This window comes from Streptomyces sp. NBC_01723 (assembly GCF_036246005.1).
In the GTDB taxonomy this organism is placed as follows: domain Bacteria; phylum Actinomycetota; class Actinomycetes; order Streptomycetales; family Streptomycetaceae; genus Streptomyces.
Window position 1 is genome coordinate 2,046,479 of sequence record NZ_CP109171.1, and the last position, 23,983, is coordinate 2,070,461.

The window sequence follows — 23,983 nt, forward strand, 5'->3', positions numbered from 1 at the left end:
GCGCCGGCTCAGTTGTCGTCCTCGTCGATCAGGAACCCGCGCATCGGCGAGGGCGCCTGCCCCATCGGCGACGGGCCCTGCGGCCGTACCGGCGCCATCGGCTGGGTCATCGCCGGCGACATCTGCTGCTGGCCGCCGTAGGACGGACCGGACTGGCCCGGCCCACCGCCCATCGACTGGTTGCCGCCGCCGTAGGACGGGGCACTCGCGCCGGCCGGTGCCATCGAGGGCGCCGGGGACGGCGGCAGAGAGGCCGTCGCGGGCGTACGCGGCGGGGCGAGCGAGTCGTCCGCCTGGGTCTCCAGCTGACGCAGCTGCGACTCCAGGTACGACTTCAGTCGCGTCCGGTACTCGCGCTCGAAGCCGCGCAGGTCCTCGACCTTGCGCTCCAGCGTGGCGCGGGCGGACTCCAGGGAGCCCATCGCGACGCGGTGCTTCTCCTGCGCGTCCCGCTCCAGGGCGTCCGCCTTGGCACGGGCGTCCCGCTCCAGACCCTCGGCACGCGAACGCGCCTCTCCGACGATCTTGTTGGCCTCGGAACGGGCCTCGGCGATCGCCTGGTCGGCGGTCTGCTGGGCCAGCGACAGAACCCGGGCGGCGCTGTCGCCACCGGGGCCGCCCTGACCGGGCATGCCGGGGCCGCCGGGGCCCTGCGGACCGCCCATGGGGCCGCCCATCGGCCCGGGACCCATCTGACCCTGCATCGGGCCCTGGCCCATCGGCCCGGGACCCTGACCCATCGGGCCGGGACCCTGCGGGCCACCCTGACCGCCGGGACCGGCGGGCAGCTGCGGGGCACCGCTCGGCAGCTGGGGCGGGCCACCCATGGGGCCACCCATCTGCTGCTGCGGCGGGCCCGATATGCCGGCGGGCACCGGAGCGCCGGGACCTCGCATGCCCTGCTGGGGCATACCGCCCTGCTGCGGCATCCCACCCTGCTGGGGCATGCCGCCCTGCTGCGGTGGGTGCTGCCCGTGCTGCTGGTCCTGCGGGGGTTCCGGAGGCTTGCGCATGTTCTGCTGGTTCTGCGCGGCCGCACGCGTCGCCGCGGCCAGCTTGGCACGCAGGTCCTCGTTCTCGCGGAGCAGGCGGGTCAGTTCGGCTTCGACCTCATCGAGGAAGGCATCGACCTCGTCCTCGTCATAGCCTTCTCGGAGGCGGACGGTCGTGAACTGCTTGTTCCGCACGTCCTCGGGGGTCAACGGCATCTCTTCACCTCAACGTTGTCGTCGGCATTCGGCAAGCCCGTATCTCTCTCATCGTTCACAGCCGGCTCACGATGTGGATCAGGATGTAGACGATGATCATCAGTACGAAGAAGGACAGGTCGAGCGCCACGCCCCCGAGACGCAGCGGCGGGATGAACCGCCGCAGAAGCTTCAACGGTGGATCGGTGACAGTGTAGGTGGCCTCCAGAACGACCACCATCGCCTTGCCGGGTTGCCACGAGCGGGCGAACTGGAAGACGTAGTCCATGACCAACCGGAAGATGAGCACGATGAGGAAGCACATCAGCGCGATGTAGACGACATCCAGGACCACGCTCATGACTGGTGCTTCCCTCTCCCCTGAACCATCTCTCGGAACCGTCCTCGGATCCGTGCTCTTGCTCTGTACCGGTGGTGCGTCTCAGCTCTGGTTGAAGAACCCGCCCTCTGCGATGCGGGCCTTGTCCTCCGCCGTGACATCGACGTTAGCAGGAGACAGCAGGAACACCTTCTGCGTCACCCGCTCGATACTGCCGTGAAGACCAAACACCAAACCGGCCGCAAAGTCGACAAGTCGCTTCGCATCTGTGTCATCCATCTCAGTGAGATTCATGATCACCGGAGTGCCCTCACGGAAGTGTTCCCCGATGGTACGGGCCTCGTTGTAGGTCCGGGGGTGAAGCGTGGTGATGCGGTAGGGCTCTCGTTCGGACACGACCTTGGGCATGATGACCGGTGCGCTCTTTTCCAGGCTTGCGCGTTCTTGTGTGATGGACGCCACGGGCGCGATCCGCGCCGGGCGCCCGGATTCCGCCGCCAGCGAAGTGGCACGGGGCATCGGCTCGCGCTGCGCGGGCGGTTGCACGACTCGTACCTCTTCGTCCCTTTGGGGCTGATGTGAACCGTGCGACTGGTGTGCCGGTTCGTGTCGCCGGTGGTCCCGCTCGGGCTCCGGGTCCAGTTCCGGTTCGAAGTCGTCGTCGGGGTCGAACCCCCGGCCGTCGTAACCATCGTCCTCCACGAGGCCGAGGTAGACCGCCATCTTGCGCATCGCGCCGGCCATGCTCTGAGTCCTCCGCTCTGTGGTGGATCGGCTGACGACTGCCAAGTGCCTGCGATCCACGAGGTCGTTGCGTCCGCCTTTCGGCGGTAATGACCATATTTTCTACTGTGGTCCGACTTCTTGGCGACGTTACCCGAGCCTGGGGCGGACTCCGAGTACCGCAGTGCCGACGCGTACATGTGTCGCTCCGGCGGCCACGGCCTGTTCGAGGTCCGCACTCATGCCTGCGGAGACCATGTTCGCAGCCGGATGGGCTCGGCGCACGCAGGTCGACAAATCCATGAGGCGCTCGAACGCCGCCTGTTGGCGTCCCGCGTACTCGCCGGTGAGGGGGGCCACCGTCATCAGCCCGTCGAGCCGCAGCCCCTCGGCCCCCGCGACGAGGTCGGACAACTCCTCGACCCCTGCGGGCGAGACGCCTCCGCGCTCCCCGCGCTCGCTCTCCCCCGCGTCGAGCGCCACCTGGAGGAGGCAGCCCACCTCGCGACCGGCCCGCACGGCCTCCTTCGACAGGGCCGTGACGAGCCGGGCCCGGTCGATGGACTGCACCACATCCGCGTACCCGACCACGGAACGCACCTTGTTGGTCTGCAACTGGCCGACGAAATGCCAGGAAAGCGGCAGATCCGCACAGGAGGCGGCCTTCGGTGCCGCGTCCTGGTCGCGGTTCTCGGCGACGTGCCGCACACCGAGTCCGGAGAGAATGCGCACATCGTCCGCCGGATAGGTCTTGGTGACCACGATGAGGGTGACCTCGTCGCGGGGGCGGCCGGCGGCCGCGCAGGCGGCGCTGATGCGCTCCTCCACCTTCGCCAGGTTGGCGGCGATTTCGTGCTTACGGTCCGTCATGCCCCATCAGTCCAGCCAGACATAGCTCGCGAGCCGCCCGGTGGTGCGGTCGCGTCGGTACGAGAAGTGGTCCCGCGACTCCCGGGTGCACACCGGCGACCCCACCAGGTCGCGCACCCCGAGCCGTTCGAGCTGCGCGTGCACGCCCGCGGCCACGTCGACCGCCGGGGTGCCCCAGCTCGTCTCGGCGTGCGCGGCCGGCTCGGCGGCGGCCACCTCGGCCCGCATCTCCTCGGGTACCTCGTAGCACAGGCCGCACACGGCGGGTCCGGTGCGGGCGACGACCCGGGCGGGGTCCGCGCCGAGTCCGGCCATGGCCCGTACGGCCGCGGGGACGACCCCGGCGACCAGGCCGGGCCGGCCCGCGTGGGCCGCGGCGGCCACACCGGCGACCGGGTCGGCGAGCAGGACGGGCACGCAGTCGGCGGTGAGGACGGCGAGGGCGAGACCGCGTTCGGCGGTGACGACCGCGTCGACCCGCGGGACCGGGCCCTCGCCCCAGGGACCGTCGACGACGGCGACGTCGGCGCCGTGCACCTGGTTCATCCAGACCACCCGGTCCGGGTCCACGCCCAGCGACTTGGCGGCCAGCTCCCGGTTGGCCGTGACGGCGCCGGGGTCGTCGCCGACCGCGCCGCCGAGATTGAGCTCCTCGTACGGAACGGCGCTCACTCCGCCCCACCGGTCGGTGAAGCCGAAGTGCGCGCCGTCCACGGTGTCGCGCTGTCCTATCACTTCAGGAAGTCCGGCACGTCCAGTTCCTCGGCCGCGCTGTCCGAGTAGGTCCGCGACGGCGGGACCGGCGGCGGGGAGACCTGCGGCAGGTCGGCGACCGGCTCGGGCGCGGGCGCCTGCTCCGGCTCCTCCTTCGGCTTGACGCTGCCGAGCGAGCCGAAGGACGGACGGCTGTCGGTCTGCCGTGCCGGGGTGGGCTCCTCGCGCTTGGCCGAGGAGGAGCCGAGGACGTTGTCCCGCTTGGACGGCGGCTGGCCCCCGTCGAAGCCGGCCGCGATCACGGTGACCCGCACCTCGTCGCCGAGCGCGTCGTCGATGACCGCGCCGAAGATGATGTTGGCCTCGGGGTGGGCGGCCTCACTGACCAGCTGGGCGGCCTCGTTGATCTCGAACAGGCCGAGGTCCGAGCCGCCGGAGATGGAGAGCAGCACACCGCGGGCGCCGTCGATGGACGCCTCCAGGAGCGGCGAGGAGATCGCCATCTCGGCGGCGGCCACCGCGCGGTCGTCGCCGCGGGCCGAGCCGATGCCCATGAGGGCGGAGCCGGCCTCGGACATGACCGACTTGACGTCGGCGAAGTCCAGGTTGATCAGGCCGGGCGTGGTGATCAGGTCGGTGATGCCCTGCACACCGGAGAGCAGCACCTGGTCGGCGGACTTGAAGGCGTCGAGCACGCTGACCTGGCGGTCCGAGATGGACAGCAGCCGGTCGTTGGGGATGACGATGAGGGTGTCGACCTCTTCGCGGAGTTCGGCGATGCCGTCTTCGGCCTGGTTGGCCCGGCGCCGTCCCTCGAAGGTGAAGGGGCGGGTGACCACGCCGATGGTGAGGGCGCCCAGCGAGCGGGCGATGTTGGCCACGACGGGCGCGCCGCCGGTGCCGGTGCCGCCGCCTTCTCCGGCTGTCACGAAGACCATGTCGGCCCCCTTGAGGACCTCCTCGATCTCCTCGCGGTGGTCCTCGGCGGCCTTGCGGCCGACGGCCGGGTTGGCTCCGGCGCCGAGTCCGCGGGTGAGTTCGCGGCCGACGTCGAGCTTGACGTCGGCGTCGCTCATCAACAGCGCCTGCGCGTCGGTGTTGATGGCGATGAACTCGACGCCCTTGAGACCGACCTCGATCATCCGGTTGATGGCATTGACACCACCGCCGCCGACACCGATGACTTTGATGACTGCGAGGTAGTTCTGCGGTGCTGCCACGTCGAAGGCCTCTCGCCTCGAGTTACGTGTCGCCCGGTCACCGAAGCACTGATGCCCCCGCGACCCGACGACTGATGCCGATTGGGACGGTCCGTAGTGCCGACCCGAACCCTAACGCTGAAGTTTAGGGTTACCAGTGTGTCTGTTCCTTGGAGTCTTCTGAACAGGACACTAAGTCGACAAGTGGCGCACGTTCAACGAACACGCCGAACCTCCCGTTTTTCTTTTCACCCTATGTGATCAGCCGTAGCGCTGCCCAGCCAGGGTGCTGGCCTGCACGGATACCCGTCAACTCGCCGATGACGCGGGGGCGGTGGGAACACTCACGTCGAAGTGCCGCGCCTTGGGCGTCGCTTTCATCAGCGCGGTGAGCGCACGGGCTTTGTCCGTACCCTGTTCGCCGCTCCCCCACGCCACGGTCCGCTCGCCGCTCAACTCCACTGAGATGTCGTCGTAGGAACGGACCTCGACGCGGCGTGCGTCCCGGGCGACCGCGGCCGGGAGGCGGCCAGCCACCCGTACCGCCTCCCGCACCAGACGGTCGTCGTCGAAGCGACGCAGACTCGCCCCGGCCGAGCCGGAACGGTCGGGCTCCAATTCCAGTGCCGGCACGCCTTTGGGGGCCCGGGAAACCGTGGCGAATCGGACGCCTTCATCGTCCACTTCCACGAAGTTTTTACCCTTTTGGACAATCAGAACCGGGGTGCGCTCCGTCACTTTCAGTCCGATTCCGTGCGGCCAGGAACGCTCGACGTCGACCTCGTCAATGCGGGGCAATTTCCGGCGCAGTCGCGCCTCGACCGCCTCGGTGTCGATGGAGACCAGGGGTTCACCGACGGGCACGTCGGCGGCCTCGCGCACCTGCGCGGGGGTGAGGACCCGCGTTCCGGAGACGGACACGCCGTCCACGCGAGTCCAGTTCGAGCCGTAGAGCACCCAGACGGTGCCGCCCGCGACAAGGGCGAGAGAGACGGCCGTGATGATGATCGTACGAAGGCGGGGCGGGCCGAACCGGCGCGCGCGGGGCGGGCCGGACGACTCCTGCTGGCGTTCCCCGCGCTCGGCGGTGGTCGGTCCGGCCACGCTCCCTGCCTTCCGTCAGTCCCTATCGGTGGGCACGGGCGGCGATCGCCTCGTACACCATGCCGACGAGCAGGTCGTCGGCGTCCCGGCGGCCGAACTCGGCGGCGGCGCGGGACATCTCGTACAGCCGGTGCGGATCGGCGAGCACCGGCAGGACGTTCTGCTGGAGCCACTCGGGCGTCAGTTCCGCGTCGTCCACCAGCAGTCCGCCGCCGGCCTTGACCACCGGCTGGGCGTTGAGCCGCTGTTCGCCGTTGCCGATGGGCAGCGGAACGTAGGCGGCCGGGAGCCCGACGGCGGAGAGTTCGGCGACGGTCATCGCGCCCGCGCGGCAGAGCATCATGTCGGCGGCGGCGTACGCGAGGTCCATCCGGTCCAGATAACTTACCGGGATGTACGGGGGCATCCCCGGCATCTGGTGGACCTGCGGCAGTTCGTTCTTGGGGCCGACCGCGTGCAGGATCTGGATGCCCGCCTGCTGGAGCCAGGGCGCGACCTGCTGGATCACCTCGTTGAGGCGGCGGGCGCCCTGCGAGCCGCCGGTGACCAGCAGGGTCGGCAGGTTGGGGTCGAGCCCGAACATCGCGCGGGCCTCGGGACGGGCGGCGGCCCGGTCCAGGGTGGCGATGGAGCGGCGCAGCGGGATGCCGATGTAGCGGGAGTTGCGCAGCTTGCTGTCAGGGGTGGAGACGGCGACCTGGCTGGCGTAGCGCGAGCCGATCTTGTTGGCCAGGCCGGGGCGGGCGTTGGCCTCGTGCACCACGATCGGCACACCGAGCCGCTTGGCCGCGAGGTAGGCGGGCAGCGCCACGTAACCGCCGAAGCCGGCCACGGCGTCCGCCTTGGTGCGCTCCAGGATCTGCTCGGTCGCCTTGATCGTCCCGCGCAGCCGGCCCGGGACGGTGATCAGCTCCGGGGTGGGCTTGCGTGGCAGCGGTACGGCCGGGATCAGCGCCAGCTCGTAACCCCGCTCGGGCACCAGGCGGGTCTCCAGGCCGCGTTCCGTGCCCAGGGCCGTGATCCCCACGGTCGGATCCTGCCTGCGCAGGGCGTCCGCGAGGGCGAGCGCGGGCTCGATGTGGCCCGCGGTTCCTCCGCCGGCGAGTACGACATGCACCGAAATTCACCGCTCTCCGGACGAACGCGCCGCCGAGGCACGCCGTCTCATCGTGTTCCAACTCCGGGGGCTCCGCTTGGTTCCGGGACCCCTGGCTCCCCGCTTTCTACCAAAGCGAGGTTGCCGCAACGCAAGCGCCGCCCGCGCACCGGGTTCGTCACGCGCGAAGGCGATCAGCAGTCCGATGGCGAACATGGTCGGCAACAGGGCGGAACCGCCGTAGGAGAACAGCGGGAGCGGGACACCGGCGATCGGCAGCAGCCCGAGGACCGCACCGATGTTGATCACGGCCTGGGCCGTGATCCAGGTGGTCACGCCTCCCGCGGCATACCTCACGAACGGGTCCTCCGTGCGTCCGGCCACGCGGATACCCGCATAGCCTAGAGCCGCGAAGAGGGCGAGCACCGACAGCGTCCCCGCCAGGCCCAGTTCCTCACCGGTGACGGCGAAGATGAAGTCGGTGTGGGCCTCGGGGAGTTGACCCCATTTCTCCACACTGGCACCGAGCCCGGAGCCGAACAGCCCGCCCGAGGCGAGGGCGTAGATGCCGTGCACGGCCTGCCAGCAGGAGTCGCCGGGGCCCGGGTCGGTGGCACCGAGGCAGTTGAGCCGGGCCATGCGGTTGGGGCTGGTCTTGATGAGGATGAAGCCGAGCAGCGCGGCGATGGACAGCACGCCGGCGAAGAGCCGGGTCGGCGCGCCCGCCAGCCAGAGCAGCCCGAACAGGATCGCCGTCAGGATGATCGCCGTGCCCATGTCGCCGCCGATCATGATCAGCCCGAGCAGCATGAACGCGGCCGGGGCCAGCGGCACCAGCATGTGCTTCCACTGGGTCAGCAGCCTCTTGTCCTGCTTGCGGGCCAGCAGGTCCGCGCCCCAGAGCACCAGGGCCAGCTTGCCGAACTCGCTGGGCTGGATCTGGAAGGAGCCGCCGAGGGCGATCCAGTTCTGGTTGCCGTTGACCGCGACTCCTATCCCCGGCACCTGCACCAGGATCATCAGGAAGACGGCACCGGCGAGGATCGGGTAGGCCAGCGCGCGGTGCAGCTTCACCGGCATCCGCATGGCGGCCACCAGCAGTCCGGCGCCGATCAGGGCTGCCAGGGCCTGCTTGCGGAAGAAGTAGGAGCCGGGCAGCGACAGCTGGAGCGCGGTGACCTGGGAGGCCGAGTAGACCATCACCAGCCCGAGCACGGTGATCAGCGCGCTGCCGCCGCAGATCAGGTAGTACGCGGTCAGCGGCCGGTCCCAGGCGCGGCGCAGGCGCAGGTACAGGCGGAGCACCGGGTTCTCGTGCTGCGGCCCCGGTGCCACGGGTCGCTTGACGGCCCGCTGTACGGGCGGACGTCCGGTACGGCTCTGGGGACTACCGGGCATCGCTGCCTCCGCTGTACGTCGGCATGGACCGTCCCACGCGTCCTCCCGAGGTCGCCCGGCGCAGGAGGCGGCCGGGTCAGGCGCCGAGTTCGCGAACGGCCTCCGCGAACGCGTCGCCGCGTTTGTTGTAGTTGGTGAACATGTCCATGGAGGCACAGGCCGGGGCCAGCAGGACCGTGTCGCCGGGCCGGGCGAGTCGCTGGGCTTCCTGGACGGCCTGGAGCATCGCCCCAGTGTCGGTCCGGTCGAGGTCGACCACGGGTACTTCGGGGGCGTGTCGCGCCAGGGCTTCGCGGATCAGGGCGCGGTCGGCGCCGATGAGGACCGCCCCGCGCAGCCGCTTGGCCGCGCCCGTGACCAGTTCGTCGAAGGTCGCGCCCTTGGCCAGCCCGCCGGCGATCCAGACGATCGACTCGTACGCCGCCAAGGACGCCTCGGCGGCGTGGGTGTTGGTGGCCTTGGAGTCGTCCACGTACGCCACCCCGTCGACGTCGGCGACGTGCGCGATGCGGTGGGCGTCGGGCGTGAAGGCCCGCAGCCCGTCCCGCACGGCCGCGGCGGAGACGCCGAAGGCGCGGGCGAGGCCCGCGGCGGCCAGGGCGTTGGCGATGTTGTGCGGGGCCGGCGGGTTGACGTCCGAGACCTCGGCCAGTTCCTGGGCGTTCTTCTGCCGGTCCTCGACGAAGGCGCGGTCCACCAGGATGCCGTCCACGACGCCGAGTTGGGAGGGGGCCGGGGAGCCGAGGGTGAAGCCGATGGCCCGGCAGCCCTCCTCGACGTCGGCCTCACGGACCAGGTCCTCGGTGGACGGCTTGTCGGTGGCGTCCACGTTGTACACGCAGGCGACCTGATTGCCCTCGTAGATCCGGCCCTTGTCGGCGGCGTAGGCCTCCATGGAGCCGTGCCAGTCGAGGTGGTCGGGGGCGAGGTTGAGCACGACGGCCGAGTGGGCGCGCAGGGAGGGCGCCCAGTGGAGCTGGTAGCTGGACAGCTCCACGGCAAGGACGTCGTACTCCTCGTCGCCCGTGACCGCGTCCAGCAGTGAGACGCCGATGTTGCCGACGGCGGCGGTGCGCAGGCCGGCCGCCTTCAGGATCGACGCCAGCATCTGGACGGTGGTGGTCTTGCCGTTGGTGCCGGTGACCGCGAGCCAGGGGGCGGCTTCGGGGCGGCGCAGGCGCCAGGCCAGTTCGACGTCGCCCCAGACGGGGACGCCGGCCTCGTGGGCCGCGGTGAACAGCGGCTTGTCCGGCTTCCAGCCGGGCGCGGTGACGATCAGCTCGGTGCCCTCGGGCAGGGTCGCTCCGTCGCCGAGGCGCACGGTGACGCCCAGCGCCTCCAGGTCCGCCGCCTGCGCCCGCGCGCGCTCGTCGTCGCCGTCGTTGACGACGGTGACGCGCGCGCCGAGCCCGTGCAGGACCTTGGCGGCCGGGACGCCGGAGACGCCGAGCCCGGCGACGGTGACGTGCTTGCCCTGGAAGTCGAAAGGCACCGAGGAGTCGGTCACTTGTCCGCTGCCCATCCCGCGTAGAAGAGGCCCAGTCCGACGATCACGCAGATGCCCTGGATGATCCAGAAGCGGACCACGACAAGGACCTCGGACCAGCCTTTGAGTTCGAAGTGGTGCTGGAGTGGCGCCATCCGGAAGACCCGCTTGCCGGTCAGGCGGAAGGAGCCGACCTGGATGACCACCGACATGGTGATCAGGACGAACAGGCCGCCGAGGATGGCCATCAGCAGCTCGGTGCGCGAGCAGATCGCCAGACCCGCGAGCACACCGCCGAGTGCGAGCGAACCGGTGTCGCCCATGAAGATCTTGGCCGGCGAGGTGTTCCACCACAGGAAGCCGAGGCAGGCGCCCATCAGCGCGGACGCGACCACGGCGAGGTCGAGGGGGTCTCTCACCTCGTAGCAGGCGCCCGGGTTGGTCAGGGTCAGCGCGTTGGCGCACGACTCCTGGAACTGCCAGACGCCGATGAAAGTGTAGGCACCGAAGACCAGGACGGAGGCGCCGGTGGCCAGTCCGTCCAGGCCGTCGGTCAGGTTCACGCCGTTCGACATCGCGAGGATCATGAACAGCGCCCAGATGACGAACAGCACCGGGCCGATCGACCAGCCGAAGTCGGTGATGAACGACAGCTTGGTCGAGGCCGGGGTGTTGCCGCGGTTGTCCGCGAACTGCAGCGAGAGCACCGCGAAGCCGATGCCGACGATCAGCTGGCCGGCCATCTTCGCCTTGGCCCGCAGGCCCAGCGACCGCCTTTTGACGATCTTGATGTAGTCGTCGAGGAAGCCGACCAGGCCCATGCCCACCATCAGGCCGAGCACCAGCAGGCCCGAGAAGGTCGGCCCCGCGTCGGTGTCGGGGTCCAGGTAGCTGGTGATCACCTTGGCCAGGAAGTAGGCGGCGACCGTGGCGAAGATGAAGGCGATACCGCCCATCGTCGGCGTACCGCGCTTGCTGGCGTGCTCGCGCGGTCCGTCGTCGCGGATGTACTGGCCGTAGCCCTTGCGGGCCAGGAGCTTGATCAGCAGCGGGGTGCCGACCAGCGTCAGGAAGAGGCCAATGACGCCCGCGAACAGGATCTGCTTCATCATCGGGCGGCAACCTCACCCTCGGCGCCGGTCTCGAGCAGCGCCGAGGCGACACTCTCCAGACCCACCGAACGGGACGCCTTCACGAGCACGACGTCCCCCGGGCGCAACTCGCTGCGCAACAGGTCGACCGCCGCCTGTGCGTCGGACACGTGCACCGACTCCTCACCCCACGAACCCTCGTTATATGCGCCCAGTTGCAGCCATTGGGCTTCCCTGCCCCCGACCGCGACGAGCTTGCTGACGTTGAGCCGGACGGCGAGCCGCCCGACCGCGTCGTGCTCGGCGAGCGCCTCGTCCCCGAGCTCGGCCATCTTGCCGAGCACCGCCCACGTACGGCGCCCCTTGCCGATGGCCACCAGCGCGCGCAGCGCGGCTTTCATGGACTCGGGGTTCGCGTTGTAGGCGTCGTTGACGACCGTCACGCCGTCCGGGCGCTCGGTGACCTCCATCCGCCAGCGGGAGAGGGAGTCCGCTTCGGAGAGCGCGGTGGCGATCTCGTCTGCGGACATGCCCAACTCGTGGGCGACGGCGGCCGCGGCGAGCGCGTTCGACACGTGGTGCTCACCGTACAGGCGCATGGTCACATCGCTTGCACCGGAGGGTGTGTGAAGCCTGAACGAAGGCTGGCCGGTGTCCGTGAGTCGCACGTTCTCGGCGCGAACGTCCGCTTCGTCGGACTCTCCGAAAAGGATCACCTTCGCCTTCGTTCGGGAGGCCATGGCCCGTACGAGGGGGTCGTCCGCGTTGAGGATCGCGGTACCGCCCTCCTCGGCCGGCGGCAGCGCCTCGACGAGTTCGCCCTTGGCCTGGGCGATCTGCTCCCGGCCGCCGAACTCGCCGATGTGCGCGGAGCCGACGTTGAGGACGAGGCCGACCTTCGGCGGGGTCAGCTCGCAGAGGTACCGGATGTGGCCGATGCCGCGGGCGCCCATCTCCAGGACGAGGAACCTGGTCTCCTCGGTGGCGGTGAGCGCGGTGAGCGGCAGCCCGATCTCGTTGTTGAGGGAGCCGGGCGTGAAGACCGTGGGCGCCTTGCGGCGCAGCACCTGGGCGATGAGGTCCTTGGTGCTGGTCTTGCCGGCGGACCCGGTGAGGGCGACGAGCGTGGTGCCGAGGCGGCGTACGACGTGCCGGGCGAGGGCGCCGAGGGCGGCCTGGACGTCGTCCACGACGATCGCGGGCACGCCGACGGGGCGGGAGCCGAGCACGGCCACCGCCCCCGCCTCGACGACCGCGGCGGCGAAGTCGTGGCCGTCCACCCGTTCGCCGACGAAGGCGACGAAGAGGCTGCCCGGCCCCGCTTCCCGGGAGTCCCGGACGACGGGGCCGGTGACCTGCGCGGACGCGTCCGGTATGTCATGCATCCGCCCGCCGACGACTTCTGCGATCTCGGCGAGAGAGAGGGTGATCACAAGTTCGTCCCCTGGATCATCTGGGTCATTCGGGATCTCATCCCTGGGTCTTCTTGATGGCTTCGCGCAGCACCTGGCGGTCGTCGAAGGGACGGACCACCCCGGCGATGTCCTGGCCCTGCTCGTGGCCCTTCCCCGCCACCAGCACCGTGTCGCCGGGCTCGGCCCTGGCGACGGCGGCGGCGATCGCGGCGGCCCGGTCCTCGAAGACCTGCACCTCGCCGCGCTCGTGGGCGGGCACGGAGGCCGCGCCCTGGAGCATGGTGGCGAGGATCGCGAGGGGGTCCTCGGAGCGGGGGTTGTCGGAGGTCAGTACGGCCGTGTCGGCGAACCGGGCCACGGCGGCGCCCATCGGCTCGCGCTTGGTGGTGTCCCGGTCGCCGCCGCAGCCGAGCACGGCGTGCAGCTTGCCCCCGGTCACCTTGCGCAAGGCGCGCAGGACCGACTCGACGGCGTCGGTCTTGTGGGCGTAGTCGACCACCGCGAAGTACGGCTGGCCCTCGTCCACGCGCTCCAGGCGGCCCGGCACGCCCGGCACCGCGGCGACGCCGTCGGCGGCGGTCTGCGGCTCCAGGCCCGCGGCGGCGAGGGCGACGATCGCGGCGAGGGTGTTCGCCACGTTGAACGGTCCGGCCAGCGGCGACTTGGCGGTGACGCGCTCACCCTTGGGCCCGAGCACGGTGAACGTGGAGTCCAGCGGGCCGACCTCGACCTCGTCGGCGCGCCAGTCCGCGTCGGGGTGGCCCTCGGCGGAGTAGGTGACGACCGGGACGGTGGCCTCGTTCGCGAGGCGGCGCCCGTACTCGTCGTCCACGTTGACCACGCCGAGCTTGCTGCGTTCCGGCGTGAACAGCTGCGCCTTGGCCTGGAAGTAGTCCTCCATGCCGGAGTGGAACTCCATGTGCTCCGGGCTGAGGTTGGTGAACACCGCGATGTCGAAGACGCAGGCGTCCACGCGGCCGAGCACCAGGGCGTGACTGGAGACCTCCATGGCGACCGCCTCGGTGCCGCGCTCGCGCATCACCGCGAACAGGGCCTGGAGGTCGGTGGCCTCGGGCGTGGTGCGCTCGGACTTGATGCGCTCGTCGCCGATGCGCATCTCGACCGTGCCGATGAGCCCGGTGGACTTCGCCGTGCGCAGACCGCCCTCGACGAGGTAGGCGGTGGTGGTCTTGCCGGAGGTGCCGGTGATGCCGATCTGGAGCAGGTCGCGGCCGGGGTGGCCGTAGATCGTGGCCGCCAGCTCCCCCATCCGCGCCCGCGGGTCGTCGACGACGAGCGCCGGCAGGCCGGCGGCGGCGACGCGCTCGGCGCCGGACGGGTCGGTCAGCACGGCGACGGCGCCGAGGCCCTCGGCCTGGGTGGCGAAGTCGGCGCCGTGCAGGCGGGCACCGGGCAGGGCGGCGTACAGGTCACCGGGGCGGACGGCGCGGGAGTCGTGGGTGATGCCCGTGACTCCGGCGGTGCTGTCCGGCGCGGCGACACCCAGCTGATCGGCGAGTTCCGCGAGGGGTGTGGCGGAGATCCGCACCGGCCGGGGCGGTCCCGGGTATGTCACGGGTTGGCCCTTCTGGGTGGTTTGGGACTGATCAGGGTGTGGCACGGCGGTGAGCGTACCGGGCGTACCGGCTTCCGGGCGAAGTGAGGGCTCGGGGCTGCTCTGGTTCCCGGGGTCGGGGGTGATCGTTGTCACGGGTGGTTCCTGGTGGCTCGGTACTGAATCGACGCTGGCTCGGTACTGGCCCGATGGGGGTCAGGGCTTGAAGGTGACCGGGAGTCTCGCGGGGGCGGCCCCGGTCGGGGGGACCTGAAGGGTCTTCAGGGCGAACTCCATGACCTGCTTGTAGATGGGTCCGCAGATCTGGCCGCCGAAGTAGCTGCCCTCGGTGGCGTTCTGGATGGCGCAGTAGACGGTGACGCGGGGTTTGTCGGAGGGTGCGAACCCGGCGAACGACGAGGTGTAGCCCCGGTACTGGCCGGTGTCCGGATCCACTCGGTTGGCCGTTCCGGTCTTGCCCGCCACGCGGTAGCCGGGGATGCGGGCCTTGGTGCCGGTGCCCTCCTCGTCGTCGACGACGGACTCCAGCATCTGCGAGAGGGTCTTCGCGGTCTTCTCGCTGATCACACGGCGCTTGTCGGGCTCCGGGGACGGTGCGAAGCGTCCGTCGGCGTCCTTGGTGCCGCGTACGAGCGTGGGCTCGACGCGGACGCCGCCGTTGGCGATGGTCGAGTACACGGAGGCCGCCTGGAGCGCGTTCAGGGAGACGCCCTGGCCGAAAGGGATCGTGTACTGCTGCGAGGTCGACCACTGGCCGGGCGGCGCCAGGATGCCCTTGGTCTCGCCGGGGAAGCCGAGGCCGGTGTAGCCGCCCAGGCCGAACCTGCGCAGGTAGGAGTAGAGCACCTTGTTGGCCTCGGCCTGGGTCTTGCCCAGCTCGCCGGTGGCCATGATGGTGCCGATGTTGCTGGACTTGGCGAGCACGCCGTTGAGCGTGAGGTACCAGGTCGGGTGGTCGATGTCGTCCTTGAAGAGCCGGTCGCCGCGCTTGAGGCGGTTGGGGACGGTGATGTGGGTGCCCGGGGTGGCGGCCTCCTCCTCCAGTACGGCCGCCATCGACATCACCTTGGCGGTGGAGCCGGGTTCGAAGGCGTCCTGGAGGGCGGCGTTGCCCAGCGCGTTCGGGTCGGCGTGGGCGAGGTCGCCCGGGTCGAAGGCCGGCGAGTTGGCCATGGCGAGGATCTCGCCGGTGGCGGTGTCCTGGACGATGACGTAGCCGCCGTCCGCCTTGGACTTCTCCACCTGCTCGCTGATGGCGTCCTGCGCGGCCCACTGGATGTCGCGGTCGATGGTCAGCTCGACGTCGCTGCCGGGCACGGCCGGTGTCTCGGTGGAGCCGGCGGTCGGGACCTTGCGGCCGCCGGACTGCGCGTAGCGGATCTTGCCGTCCTCGCCCGCCAGCGTCTTGTCCAGCTGCCGCTCCAGGCCCCCGCCGCCCTTGCCGTCGGCGCCGACCCAGCCCAGGACGCCGGCGGCCAGGTCGCCGCCCGGGTAGACGCGCTTGCTGCTGGGGTCGGCGAGGACGCCCGCGAGGACGTTGACCACGGACTCGTCCGTCTCCGCCTTCGTGGTGAGCGCGGACTTCAGGTCCTTGATCTGGTTCCAGACCTGCGGGGTCTGCCGCCGGGCGAGGCGGACGTAGCGCAGTTCCTTGTTCTCGGGGCGCAGCCGCTCGACCAGGTCCTCCTGCTCCTGGCCGAGGATGGGCGCCAGGAGCGCCGCCGCCTGCTCGGGCCCGTCGTCGACCTTCAGCTCCTCGCGGGTGAACAACGTGGGGTCGGCGGTGATGTCGTAGGAGTCCACGGTCGTCGCGAGGGCGACGCCGTTGCGGTCGGTGATGCCGCCGCGCTCGGCGGGCAGGGTGTGGACCACGTAGCGGTTCTGCTCGGCCTTGGCGGAGTAGGTGCCGGCGTCGACGGCCTGCACCTGGAGGAGCCGTACGACGAAGGCGGCCAGCACGAGGGTCAGCGCGAGGCCGATCATCCTGAGCCGCGGCCGGGGGCTGCCCAGCCGGATGGTGCGGGGCGCGGCGGGCCGGGGCGGGCCGGGGCGGCGGGCGGGCCGGGCGCCGGGACCGGGCTGCCGCCGTCCGCCGGGACGGACGGGCCTCGCGGGTCCGGGCACACGGCGGCGCGGCGGTTCCCTGTCGGACACTTCCGTCACCTGCCGGGAGTCGGGGTCGGAGTCGGGCTCGGGGTGGAGGTCGCCGCTGCGGTGGGGGTGGCGGGCGTGGCGGAGGGGGCCGGGGGCGGCTGGGTGCCGACGGGCGACGGGGTGGCCGTGGGCACGCCGCCGGGCGGCGCGGTCAGCGCCTCGGGGGCGAGGACCAGCGGGGTGGTCCCGGTCGGCGCGGCGCTGGGCGAGCCCTTGACGGTGCCGTCGGGACCGAGGAAGGCGGGGTCGCCGCCGGGCACCATGCCCAGTTCGCGGGCGCGGCGCTGGAGGGCCCGGGGGGCGGAGTAGGCGTCGATGTCCCGCTGGAGCGCCTGTTCCTCGTCGGTGAGGCTCTTGGTCTCCTGTTTGAGGTCGTCCAGCTGGAAGGAGCCCTCGCTCAGGGCGGAGTTCAGCACCAGCAGCCCGATGAGGCCGCCGCCGAGGAGGACGACGACGAGGAGGACGAAGGGCGCCCGGGCCGCCTGGCCGCGGCCGCCGGGCGGGAGAAGCCGGGCCAGCCGGGCCGCCCGCCCCTTCAGTTCGGGTTTCCTGCTCACTGGCCCTCCCCCTCGGCCCGGGTGGGCCGTCCGCCCCCGTGCCTGGCCTGCCTCGCTCGCTTCACCCGATGGACTCCCTGATGCGCTCGGCGCCGCGCAGCCGCGCCGGAGCCGCCCGCCGGTTCTCGGCGATCTCCTCCTCGGTGGGAAGTTCGGCACCGCGCGTGAGCAGCTTGAGCCGGGGCGCGTACCGTTCGGGGACCACCGGCAGACCGGGCGGCGCGGTGTTGGCCGCACCGGCCGCGAAGACCTGCTTGACCAGCCGGTCCTCCAGGGACTGGTAGGAGAGCACCGCGATCCGCCCGCCGACGGCGATCGCCTCTACGGCGGCCGGGATCGCCCGCTCCAGGACGGACAGCTCGCCGTTGACCTCGATGCGCAGGGCCTGGAAGGTGCGCTTGGCCGGGTTGCCGCCGGTGCGCTTGGCGGCCTGCGGGAGCGCGGCGCGGATCAGCTCCACGAGCCGGGCGCTGTTGGTGAACGGCTCCTTCTCGCGCTCGCGCACGACCGCGGACACGATCCGCTTGGCCTGCTTCTCCTCGCCGTACGCCCGCAGGATGCGGACGAGTTCGCCGGGCGGGTAGGTGTTGAGGACCTCGGCGGCGCTCATGCCGGACGTCTGGTCCATGCGCATGTCGAGCGGGGCGTCCTGGGCGTAGGCGAAGCCGCGGTCCGCCTCGTCGAGTTGCATGGAGGAGACGCCGAGGTCGAACAGGACGCCCTGGACGCGCGGGAAGCCGAGCCGGTCGAGTACGTCGGGCAGCTCGTCGTAGACGGCGTGCACGAGGGTGGCGCGGTCGCCGTACGGGGCGAGCCGCTCGCCGGACAGGCGCAGGGCCTCCTTGTCCCGGTCGAGCGCGACGAGCCGGGCCTCCGGGAAGCGTTCGAGCAGCGCCTCGCTGTGCCCGCCGAGTCCCAGTGTGCAGTCGACGACCACGGCCCCCGGCTCCTTCAGGGCGGGCGCCAGCAGGTCCAGACACCGCTGGAGCATCACCGGGACGTGTCGACTCTGGCTCAAGTGGGGCGGCCTCTCAGGTCCGGCGCGGCGTCACGCACCGCCGGGTCCCCTCCCGCTCGCTCGTGAAGGGGAGCCCTGCCGGCGCCGGAGGCGTCGGCCGGCCGGGAGCGGGAGGAGGCCGAGCCGTACGTACGCGCCGCGCACGTGGGGAGAACTGGCGGGGCGTCGCCCAGGTCTCCGGGGAATTCAGTCCAGCAGGGAGAGCCTCGCCTCCCGCTTCGCGTCACTTTAGTCCACCCTGTCGCCCGGTCAATCAACCGGCCTGCGCGTCGCGGACGCCGCCGGACCGCGTGAATCGGCGCGGGCCGGTACTTCACTCGCACGGAGGCACCCGTACGGGTCTGTGGAGTGGCTCACAACAAGCCTCGTTGACGTTCTTTGTCCCTCTTCACAGCGAGCCTGGCCCATCGGTGACCAGTAACGTCATGCTTATGACGACTTCTGCATCGGTTCCCGCAGGCTCCGCCACCGACCGGCTCGTCGAGGCGAACGCGCGCTACGCCGCCGAGTTCTCCGACGCCGAACTCGCGGGCCGCCCCGCACTCCACACCGCCGTCGTGGCCTGCATGGACGCGCGCCTGGACGTGACCGCCGCGCTCGGCCTGCGCAACGGCGACTGCCACGTCATCCGCAACGCCGGCGGCGCCGTCACCGACGACGTGATCCGTTCCCTCGCCATCAGCCAGCGGGCGCTCGGCACCACCGGCGTGGTCCTCGTGCACCACACGGCGTGCGGCATGGAGACCCTCACCGAGGACTTCCGGCACGAGCTGGAGCTGGAGGTCGGCCAGCGTCCCGTCTGGGCGGTCGAGTCCTTCCAGGACGTCGACCAGGACGTGCGCCAGTCGATCGAACGGGTGCGCACCTCGCCGTTCCTGCCGCACACCGACGACGTACGTGGTTTCGTCTACGACGTGAAGACGGGACTGCTGCGCGAGGTCACCCCCGCCTGATCCAAGCCCCGCAAAGGCCGCAAGGCATGACATAGCGCGGCCAGTTGTCCACAGGCGAGTGACACGAATCGGTAACGGCGGCAAGAATGCGGGAAGCGGTGTCGCACGGAACTTTTTCCGCGCGGTGTCCGTGATTCGGGGTGGGCCGGTCCGCGCGGTGCGGGACCGGCCCGGCAAGTTGGGGTACCCCCGCTTCCCGGGAAGCGCGGGGAAAGGCCGAGGAGGGCCGGGTGACGACCTTTGACGATCAGGCGAGCCATGGAGGCAGCCCCGACCGGGCATACGCGCGGGTGGGAGACGATCTGACCGCTGTCGTCGAGCGGGTGCGTGGTTCGGTCGAGGACGTGATCGAGGGCAAGCCCGAGGTCGTGCGGCTCTCACTGACCGTGCTGCTCGCCGAGGGGCACCTGCTGATCGAGGACGTCCCGGGAGTCGGCAAGACCATGCTGGCCAAGGCGCTGGCGCGGTCCATCGACTGCTCAGTGCGCCGGATCCAGTTCACGCCGGACCTGCTGCCCTCCGACATCACCGGAGTCTCCATCTGGGACCAGCAGCGGCGGGACTTCGAGTTCAAGCCCGGCGCGATCTTCGCGCAGGTGGTGATCGGTGACGAGATCAACCGCGCCTCGCCGAAGACGCAGTCGGCGCTCCTGGAGTCGATGGAGGAGCGCCAGGTCACCATCGACGGCCAGACCTACGAGCTGCCCAGCCCCTTCATGGTGGTGGCCACGCAGAACCCGGTCGAGATGGAGGGCACCTACCCGCTGCCCGAGGCCCAGCGCGACCGCTTCATGGCCCGGGTCTCCATCGGCTATCCCAGCCCGGAGGCCGAGCTGGAGATGCTCGACGTGCACGGCGGAGTGAACCCGCTGGACGACCTCCAGCCGGTGGCGCACGCCGACGAGATCCTCAAGCTGATCGAGGCCGTCCGCGGCGTCCACGTCGCGGAGCCGGTCCGCAGGTACGCCGTGGACCTGGTCGCGGCCACCCGGAACCACCCCGATCTCAGACTCGGCGCCTCGCCGCGCGCCACGCTGCATCTGCTGCGCGCGGCGAAGGCTTCCGCCGCCCTGAGCGGCCGGGATTACGCGCTGCCGGACGACGTGCAGGCCCTCGCGGTCGCGGTCCTGGCCCACCGCCTGCTGCCGACCGCCCAGGCCCAGCTCAACCGCCGCAGCGCCGAGCAGGTCGTCCAGGAGATCCTCCAGCGCACCCCGGTGCCCGCGGCGCCCCAGCAGCAGACCGGCTTCGGCATGAGCCGCGGCGCACCGGCGTACCCCCAGCAGCCGCCGCGGAGGCTCTGATGGACGCCGGGGGGACGGACCGGTCGCACGACGACCGGGGCGAGAGCGGCGGGATCCGCACCGCCCTGACCGGTCTGACCACCCGCGGCCGCTCCTTCCTGGCCGCCGGACTCGCCGCCGCGGTCTGCGCCTACGTCCTCGGCCAGAGCGACCTGCTGCGGGTCGGGCTGCTGCTGAGTGTCCTGCCCCTGGTCTGCGCGACCGTGCTGTACCGCACGCGCTACCGGGTGGCGGGCAGCCGCCGGCTCTCCCCCGAGCGGGTGCCCGCGGGCAGCGAGGCCCGGGTGCACCTGCGCGTCGACAACGTCTCGCGGATGCCCACGGGACTGCTGATGCTCCAGGACCGGGTGCCTTACGTGCTGGGCCCCCGGCCCCGCTTCGTGCTCGACCGGGTGGAGCCGGGCGGTCGCCGCGAGGTTTCCTACCGGGTCCGCTCCGACCTGCGCGGCCGCTATCCGCTGGGCCCGCTGCAACTGCGGCTGACCGACCCGTTCGGACTGTGCGAGCTGACCCGGTCCTTCTCCACGTACGACACCCTGACCGTGATCCCGCGCGTGGAGGCGCTGCCGCCGGTGCGGCTCAGCGGCGAGGCGAAGGGGTACGGCGAGGGACGGCAGCGCACGCTCGCGCTGGCGGGCGACGACGACGTGATCCCGCGCGGGTACCGCTACGGCGACGACCTGCGCCGCGTGCACTGGCGCTCCACCGCGCGCTACGGCGAACTGATGGTGCGCCGCGAGGAGCAGCCGCAGCGCGCCCGCTGCACGGTGCTGCTGGACACCCGGGGCCTGGCCTACGAGGGCGCGGGCCCCGACTCGCCCTTCGAATGGGCGGTGTCGGGCGCGGCCTCCGTGCTGGTGCACATGCTGGAGCGGGGCTTCTCCGTCCGGCTGCTCACCGACACCGGCAACTCGGTGCCGGGCGAGGGCTCCGACGGCTTCGCGGGCGCGAGCCAGGGCACGGCCGACGCGGCCGGGCTGATGATGGACACCCTCGCGGTGATCGACCACTCCGACGGCACGAGCCTGTCCCCCGCCTACGACCTGCTGCGTGGCGGGAACGAAGGGCTGCTGGTGGCGTTCTTCGGCGACCTCGACGAGGAGCAGGCCACGGTGGCCGCCAGGATGCGGCAGCGCAGCGGCGGCGCGGTCGCCTTCGTCCTGGACAGCGGGGCCTGGGCGCGGGGACCGGCCGACGTGCCCGGTCCGTCGGACGGGAGCGAGGAGCGGCTGCGGATGCTGCGGGAGGCCGGCTGGACCGCCGTGAGCGTTCCGTACGGCGCCACCCTGGAGGAGCTGTGGCGTCTGGCGGACCGGGAACGCACCGCCGTCGCGGCGGCGGCCGGCGGGGAGGGGACGCGATGAGCGGGCGGGCGCGGCTGGCGGTGTGCGCGTGGGCTGCCACCCTGATGGCGGCGTGCGCGCTGCTGCCGCTGGTCGAACCGGCGACCTGGATCCTGCAGGCCGCGGTGCTGCTGGCGGTGCAGGCCGCGGTGGGTGCGGTGGCGCGACGGGTGCCGCTGGCGCGCCCGCTGACCATCGCCGTGCAGGCCCTGGTCACGCTGCTGCTCCTGACCCTGGTCTTCGCCCGGCAGCAGGCGTTCGCGGGGCTGATCCCCGGCCCGCAGGCCATCCAGCGCTTCGGCGACCTGCTGCAACAGGGCGGCGACGACATCGCCCGGTACGCCATCCCGGCGCCGTTGGAGTCCGACGGCATCCGGCTGATGCTGGTCGGCGGTGTCCTGGTGATCGGGCTGCTGGTGGACACCCTCGCGGTGACCTTCCGCAGCGCCGCGCCGGCCGGCCTGCCGCTGCTCGCGCTGTATTCGGTGGCCGCGGGGCTGTCCGAGGGCGGCGCCGACTGGCTGTGGTTCCTGGTGGCGGCGGTCGGCTATCTGACGTTGCTGCTGGCGGAGGGGCGGGACCGGCTCTCGCAGTGGGGCCGGGTCTTCGGCGGTGCGGCGCGCGCTCCGGGCGCCGAGCAGGGCGGCGCGGTCGCCCCGGTCCGCACCGGACGGCGGATCGGCGCGTTCGCGCTGGGCGTCGCCCTGGTGGTGCCGCTCGCCCTGCCCGCGATGAACGGCGGGCTGCTGGACAGCGCCCGGACGGGCGTCGGTTCCGGGACCGGGGGCGGCGGCACGATCTCGGCGGTGAACCCGCTGGTCTCCCTGCGGGACAGTCTCAACGTCGACGAGAACCGGCAGGTCCTCTCCGTCCAGACGGACTCGAACAACCTGTCGGACCTCTACCTGCGCATCGTGTCCCTGGACGACTTCGACGGCACCACCTGGAAGCCGTCCAAGCGGCAGATCACCGCCGTACCGGACGGCTCGTTCCCCACCCCCGTCGGCCTGGGCCCCGACGTCCGGCGCAGCGAGACCCGGACCTTCATCTCGGCCGCGGACTGGTACGCGCAGGACTGGCTGCCGATGCCGTACCCGCCCACCGGCGTGCGCGTCGCGGGGAACTGGCGGTACGAACCGGTCGGCATGACCCTGGTCGGCGACCACGGCCAGAACACCCGCGGGCTGAAGTACGAGGTGCGGAGCCTGAACGTGCAGCCGACGGCGGAGCAGCTCGCCGCCGCGCCGTCGCCGTCGACCGCGCTGAAGCGCGAGTACACGCAGTTGCCGGACTCGCTGCCCGACCTGGTCTCCAGGACCGCCCGCGAGGTCACCGCCGGCGCGGCGAACCCCTACGAGCAGGCGGTCAAGCTCCAGGAGTACTTCGCGGTCAACGGCGGTTTCGAGTACGACACCGAGGTCAGCGTCGGCAGTGGCTCGGAGGCGATCGCCCGTTTCCTGAGGGACAAGGAGGGCTTCTGCGTCCACTTCTCCTTCGCCATGGCGGCGATGGCCCGGTCCCTGGGCATTCCGGCCAGGGTCGCGGTGGGCTTCGCGCCGGGCTCCCCGCAGGCGGACGGTTCGGTGTCGGTGGGGCTGCGGGACGCGCACGCCTGGCCCGAGGTGTACTTCGAGGGCGTGGGCTGGACCCGCTTCGAGCCGACGCCGACGCGTGGCTCGACCCCGGCGTACACCGTGCCGGACACGCCGGGCAGTTCGGTGCCGGACCCGGCCCTTCCGTCGCAGGACAGCGAGACGGAGCCGTCCGCGGCGCCGTCGACGAGCGAGAGCTGCTCGGCGCAGGACAAGAAGCTGGACGCCTGCGACACCGAGTCCGCGCTGCCCGTGCCCGTCTCGGACGACGGCGGCCCGAAGTGGTACGAGGCGCCGGCCTGGGCGCTGGCGGGTCTCCTGGTGCTGCTGATCCCGCTGTCGCCGATGCTGTGGCGCCTGCGTACCCGGGCCAGGCGGCTGGGGGCGCACGGCCGCGCCGAGGCGGACGCGGGTCCGCACACCCTGGCGGTCTGGCAGGAGCTGGCCGATACGGCGTGGGACCACGGGATCCCGCCGGAGGAGGCGCAGACGCCCCGCAAGGCGGCGGCCCGGATCGTCCGGCTGGGCCGGCTCGATCCGACGGCCGCTGCGGCGGTGCACCGGGTCGCGGACGCGGTGGAGCAGGTCCTCTACGCGCCGCGACCGCGCCTGACGGCGGGGCTCGCCGAGGACGTCAGGCTCGCGACGGCCGGTCTGCGGGCGGCGGTCGGCCGCCGCACGCGGCTGCGCGCACGGATCGCCCCGCGTTCGACCGTACGGGTGGCCTGGGCGCTCTCGGACCGGTGGACGGCTCTGAAGCGGCGGGCCGCGGCGGCGCGGCCGGCCCTGCGGAAGACGACGGGGCAGCAGGGCTGAGGGAGAGGCGCCGGGGTGGCACGGGCCGTGCGGGGAGACCCGCCGGC

At 71.7% G+C, this 23,983-nt stretch carries 20 protein-coding genes; 4 read left to right on the forward strand and 16 right to left on the reverse strand.

The features are described 5' to 3' along the window. Positions 1 to 8 precede the first annotated feature (8 nt). The 16 genes from divIVA to rsmH all read right to left on the reverse strand — a co-directional run bounded on the left by divIVA (position 9) and on the right by rsmH (position 17,928). On the reverse strand, positions 9 to 1,208 hold the full coding sequence (gene divIVA, locus OIE75_RS09720; RefSeq protein ID WP_307011392.1) for an apical growth/hyphal branching protein DivIVA: 1,200 nt from the start codon (positions 1,206 to 1,208) through the stop codon (positions 9 to 11). A gap of 55 nt (positions 1,209 to 1,263) precedes the next feature. Continuing rightward, positions 1,264 to 1,548 (reverse strand): YggT family protein, encoded by a 285-nt coding sequence (locus OIE75_RS09725; RefSeq protein WP_122614930.1) that lies wholly within the window; start codon positions 1,546 to 1,548, stop codon positions 1,264 to 1,266. An 81-nt stretch (positions 1,549 to 1,629) separates the two neighbouring features. After that, positions 1,630 to 2,271, reverse strand: a complete 642-nt coding sequence (locus OIE75_RS09730) for a cell division protein SepF (protein WP_064727422.1) — start codon at positions 2,269 to 2,271, stop codon at positions 1,630 to 1,632. A 129-nt stretch (positions 2,272 to 2,400) separates the two neighbouring features. Beyond that, on the reverse strand, positions 2,401 to 3,120 hold the full coding sequence (locus OIE75_RS09735; protein ID WP_329470351.1) for a YggS family pyridoxal phosphate-dependent enzyme: 720 nt from the start codon (positions 3,118 to 3,120) through the stop codon (positions 2,401 to 2,403). Positions 3,121 to 3,126: 6 nt separating this feature from the next. Next, a complete protein-coding gene (pgeF, locus tag OIE75_RS09740; RefSeq protein WP_307011396.1) occupies positions 3,127 to 3,855 on the reverse strand; it encodes a peptidoglycan editing factor PgeF in 729 nt (242 codons plus the stop codon). After that, positions 3,852 to 5,054, reverse strand: coding sequence for a cell division protein FtsZ (ftsZ, locus tag OIE75_RS09745; RefSeq protein WP_125491053.1), 1,203 nt, complete (start codon positions 5,052 to 5,054; stop codon positions 3,852 to 3,854). The genes pgeF and ftsZ overlap by 4 nt, the downstream gene beginning before the upstream one ends. A 288-nt stretch (positions 5,055 to 5,342) precedes the next feature. Then, entirely contained in the window at positions 5,343 to 6,137 is a 795-nt protein-coding gene (ftsQ, locus tag OIE75_RS09750; RefSeq protein ID WP_307011399.1) for a cell division protein FtsQ, read from the reverse strand. Between the two features lie 22 nt (positions 6,138 to 6,159). Next, the gene (murG, locus tag OIE75_RS09755; protein WP_064727427.1) at positions 6,160 to 7,254 is read right to left on the reverse strand and encodes an undecaprenyldiphospho-muramoylpentapeptide beta-N-acetylglucosaminyltransferase; all 1,095 of its coding nucleotides are present in this window, start codon (positions 7,252 to 7,254) and stop codon (positions 6,160 to 6,162) included. 6 nt (positions 7,255 to 7,260) lie between these two features. After that, positions 7,261 to 8,631, reverse strand: a complete 1,371-nt coding sequence (ftsW, locus tag OIE75_RS09760; RefSeq protein WP_307011401.1) for a putative lipid II flippase FtsW — start codon at positions 8,629 to 8,631, stop codon at positions 7,261 to 7,263. Positions 8,632 to 8,707: 76 nt separating this feature from the next. After that, the gene (gene murD, locus OIE75_RS09765) at positions 8,708 to 10,123 is read right to left on the reverse strand and encodes a UDP-N-acetylmuramoyl-L-alanine--D-glutamate ligase (RefSeq protein ID WP_329473958.1); all 1,416 of its coding nucleotides are present in this window, start codon (positions 10,121 to 10,123) and stop codon (positions 8,708 to 8,710) included. Between the two features lie 11 nt (positions 10,124 to 10,134). Then, positions 10,135 to 11,226 (reverse strand): phospho-N-acetylmuramoyl-pentapeptide-transferase, encoded by a 1,092-nt coding sequence (gene mraY / locus OIE75_RS09770; RefSeq protein ID WP_064727430.1) that lies wholly within the window; start codon positions 11,224 to 11,226, stop codon positions 10,135 to 10,137. Further along, positions 11,226 to 12,641, reverse strand: coding sequence for a UDP-N-acetylmuramoyl-tripeptide--D-alanyl-D-alanine ligase (locus OIE75_RS09775; protein ID WP_329470357.1), 1,416 nt, complete (start codon positions 12,639 to 12,641; stop codon positions 11,226 to 11,228). Before OIE75_RS09775 ends, mraY begins: the two co-directional genes overlap by 1 nt. Before the next feature lie 37 nt (positions 12,642 to 12,678). Next, complete coding sequence (locus tag OIE75_RS09780; RefSeq protein ID WP_329470359.1) at positions 12,679 to 14,199, reverse strand: UDP-N-acetylmuramoyl-L-alanyl-D-glutamate--2,6-diaminopimelate ligase; 1,521 nt, start codon at positions 14,197 to 14,199, stop codon at positions 12,679 to 12,681. 195 nt (positions 14,200 to 14,394) lie between these two features. Further along, positions 14,395 to 16,362 carry a peptidoglycan D,D-transpeptidase FtsI family protein gene (locus OIE75_RS09785; protein ID WP_329470361.1) on the reverse strand — a complete coding sequence of 656 codons (1,968 nt, stop codon included), beginning with the start codon at positions 16,360 to 16,362 and terminating at the stop codon, positions 14,395 to 14,397. After that, entirely contained in the window at positions 16,359 to 16,910 is a 552-nt protein-coding gene (locus OIE75_RS09790) for a septum formation initiator family protein (protein WP_307011407.1), read from the reverse strand. The genes OIE75_RS09785 and OIE75_RS09790 overlap by 4 nt, the downstream gene beginning before the upstream one ends. Positions 16,911 to 16,971: 61 nt before the next feature. Continuing rightward, positions 16,972 to 17,928, reverse strand: coding sequence for a 16S rRNA (cytosine(1402)-N(4))-methyltransferase RsmH (rsmH, locus tag OIE75_RS09795; RefSeq protein WP_307011408.1), 957 nt, complete (start codon positions 17,926 to 17,928; stop codon positions 16,972 to 16,974). Positions 17,929 to 18,359: 431 nt separating this feature from the next. On the opposite strand from rsmH, the gene OIE75_RS09800 reads away from it, so the two are divergent. The 4 genes from OIE75_RS09800 to OIE75_RS09815 all read left to right on the forward strand — a co-directional run bounded on the left by OIE75_RS09800 (position 18,360) and on the right by OIE75_RS09815 (position 23,936). Continuing rightward, positions 18,360 to 18,881 carry a beta-class carbonic anhydrase gene (locus tag OIE75_RS09800; protein ID WP_122614942.1) on the forward strand — a complete coding sequence of 174 codons (522 nt, stop codon included), beginning with the start codon at positions 18,360 to 18,362 and terminating at the stop codon, positions 18,879 to 18,881. A 230-nt stretch (positions 18,882 to 19,111) separates the two neighbouring features. Further along, a complete protein-coding gene (locus OIE75_RS09805; protein ID WP_373462944.1) occupies positions 19,112 to 20,185 on the forward strand; it encodes an AAA family ATPase in 1,074 nt (357 codons plus the stop codon). Next, on the forward strand, positions 20,185 to 21,549 hold the full coding sequence (locus OIE75_RS09810; protein ID WP_329470364.1) for a DUF58 domain-containing protein: 1,365 nt from the start codon (positions 20,185 to 20,187) through the stop codon (positions 21,547 to 21,549). The genes OIE75_RS09805 and OIE75_RS09810 overlap by 1 nt, the downstream gene beginning before the upstream one ends. Next, complete coding sequence (locus OIE75_RS09815) at positions 21,546 to 23,936, forward strand: transglutaminase TgpA family protein (protein WP_329470366.1); 2,391 nt, start codon at positions 21,546 to 21,548, stop codon at positions 23,934 to 23,936. The genes OIE75_RS09810 and OIE75_RS09815 overlap by 4 nt, the downstream gene beginning before the upstream one ends. The last annotated feature ends 47 nt before the right edge of the window (positions 23,937 to 23,983 follow it).

What these genes read in the sequence shown, in the direction of transcription:
- OIE75_RS09810 (WP_329470364.1), top strand. Translation starts at nt 20,185, where the DNA reads ATGGACGCCGGGGGGACGGACCGGTCGCACGACGACCGGGGCGAGAGC.
- OIE75_RS09735 (WP_329470351.1), bottom strand. Translation starts at nt 3,120, where the DNA reads ATGACGGACCGTAAGCACGAAATCGCCGCCAACCTGGCGAAGGTGGAG.
- OIE75_RS09725 (WP_122614930.1), bottom strand. Translation starts at nt 1,548, where the DNA reads ATGAGCGTGGTCCTGGATGTCGTCTACATCGCGCTGATGTGCTTCCTC.
- OIE75_RS09815 (WP_329470366.1), top strand. Translation starts at nt 21,546, where the DNA reads ATGAGCGGGCGGGCGCGGCTGGCGGTGTGCGCGTGGGCTGCCACCCTG.
- mraY (WP_064727430.1), bottom strand. Translation starts at nt 11,226, where the DNA reads ATGAAGCAGATCCTGTTCGCGGGCGTCATTGGCCTCTTCCTGACGCTG.
- ftsW (WP_307011401.1), bottom strand. Translation starts at nt 8,631, where the DNA reads ATGCCCGGTAGTCCCCAGAGCCGTACCGGACGTCCGCCCGTACAGCGG.
- OIE75_RS09730 (WP_064727422.1), bottom strand. Translation starts at nt 2,271, where the DNA reads ATGGCCGGCGCGATGCGCAAGATGGCGGTCTACCTCGGCCTCGTGGAG.
- OIE75_RS09800 (WP_122614942.1), top strand. Translation starts at nt 18,360, where the DNA reads ATGACGACTTCTGCATCGGTTCCCGCAGGCTCCGCCACCGACCGGCTC.
- divIVA (WP_307011392.1), bottom strand. Translation starts at nt 1,208, where the DNA reads ATGCCGTTGACCCCCGAGGACGTGCGGAACAAGCAGTTCACGACCGTC.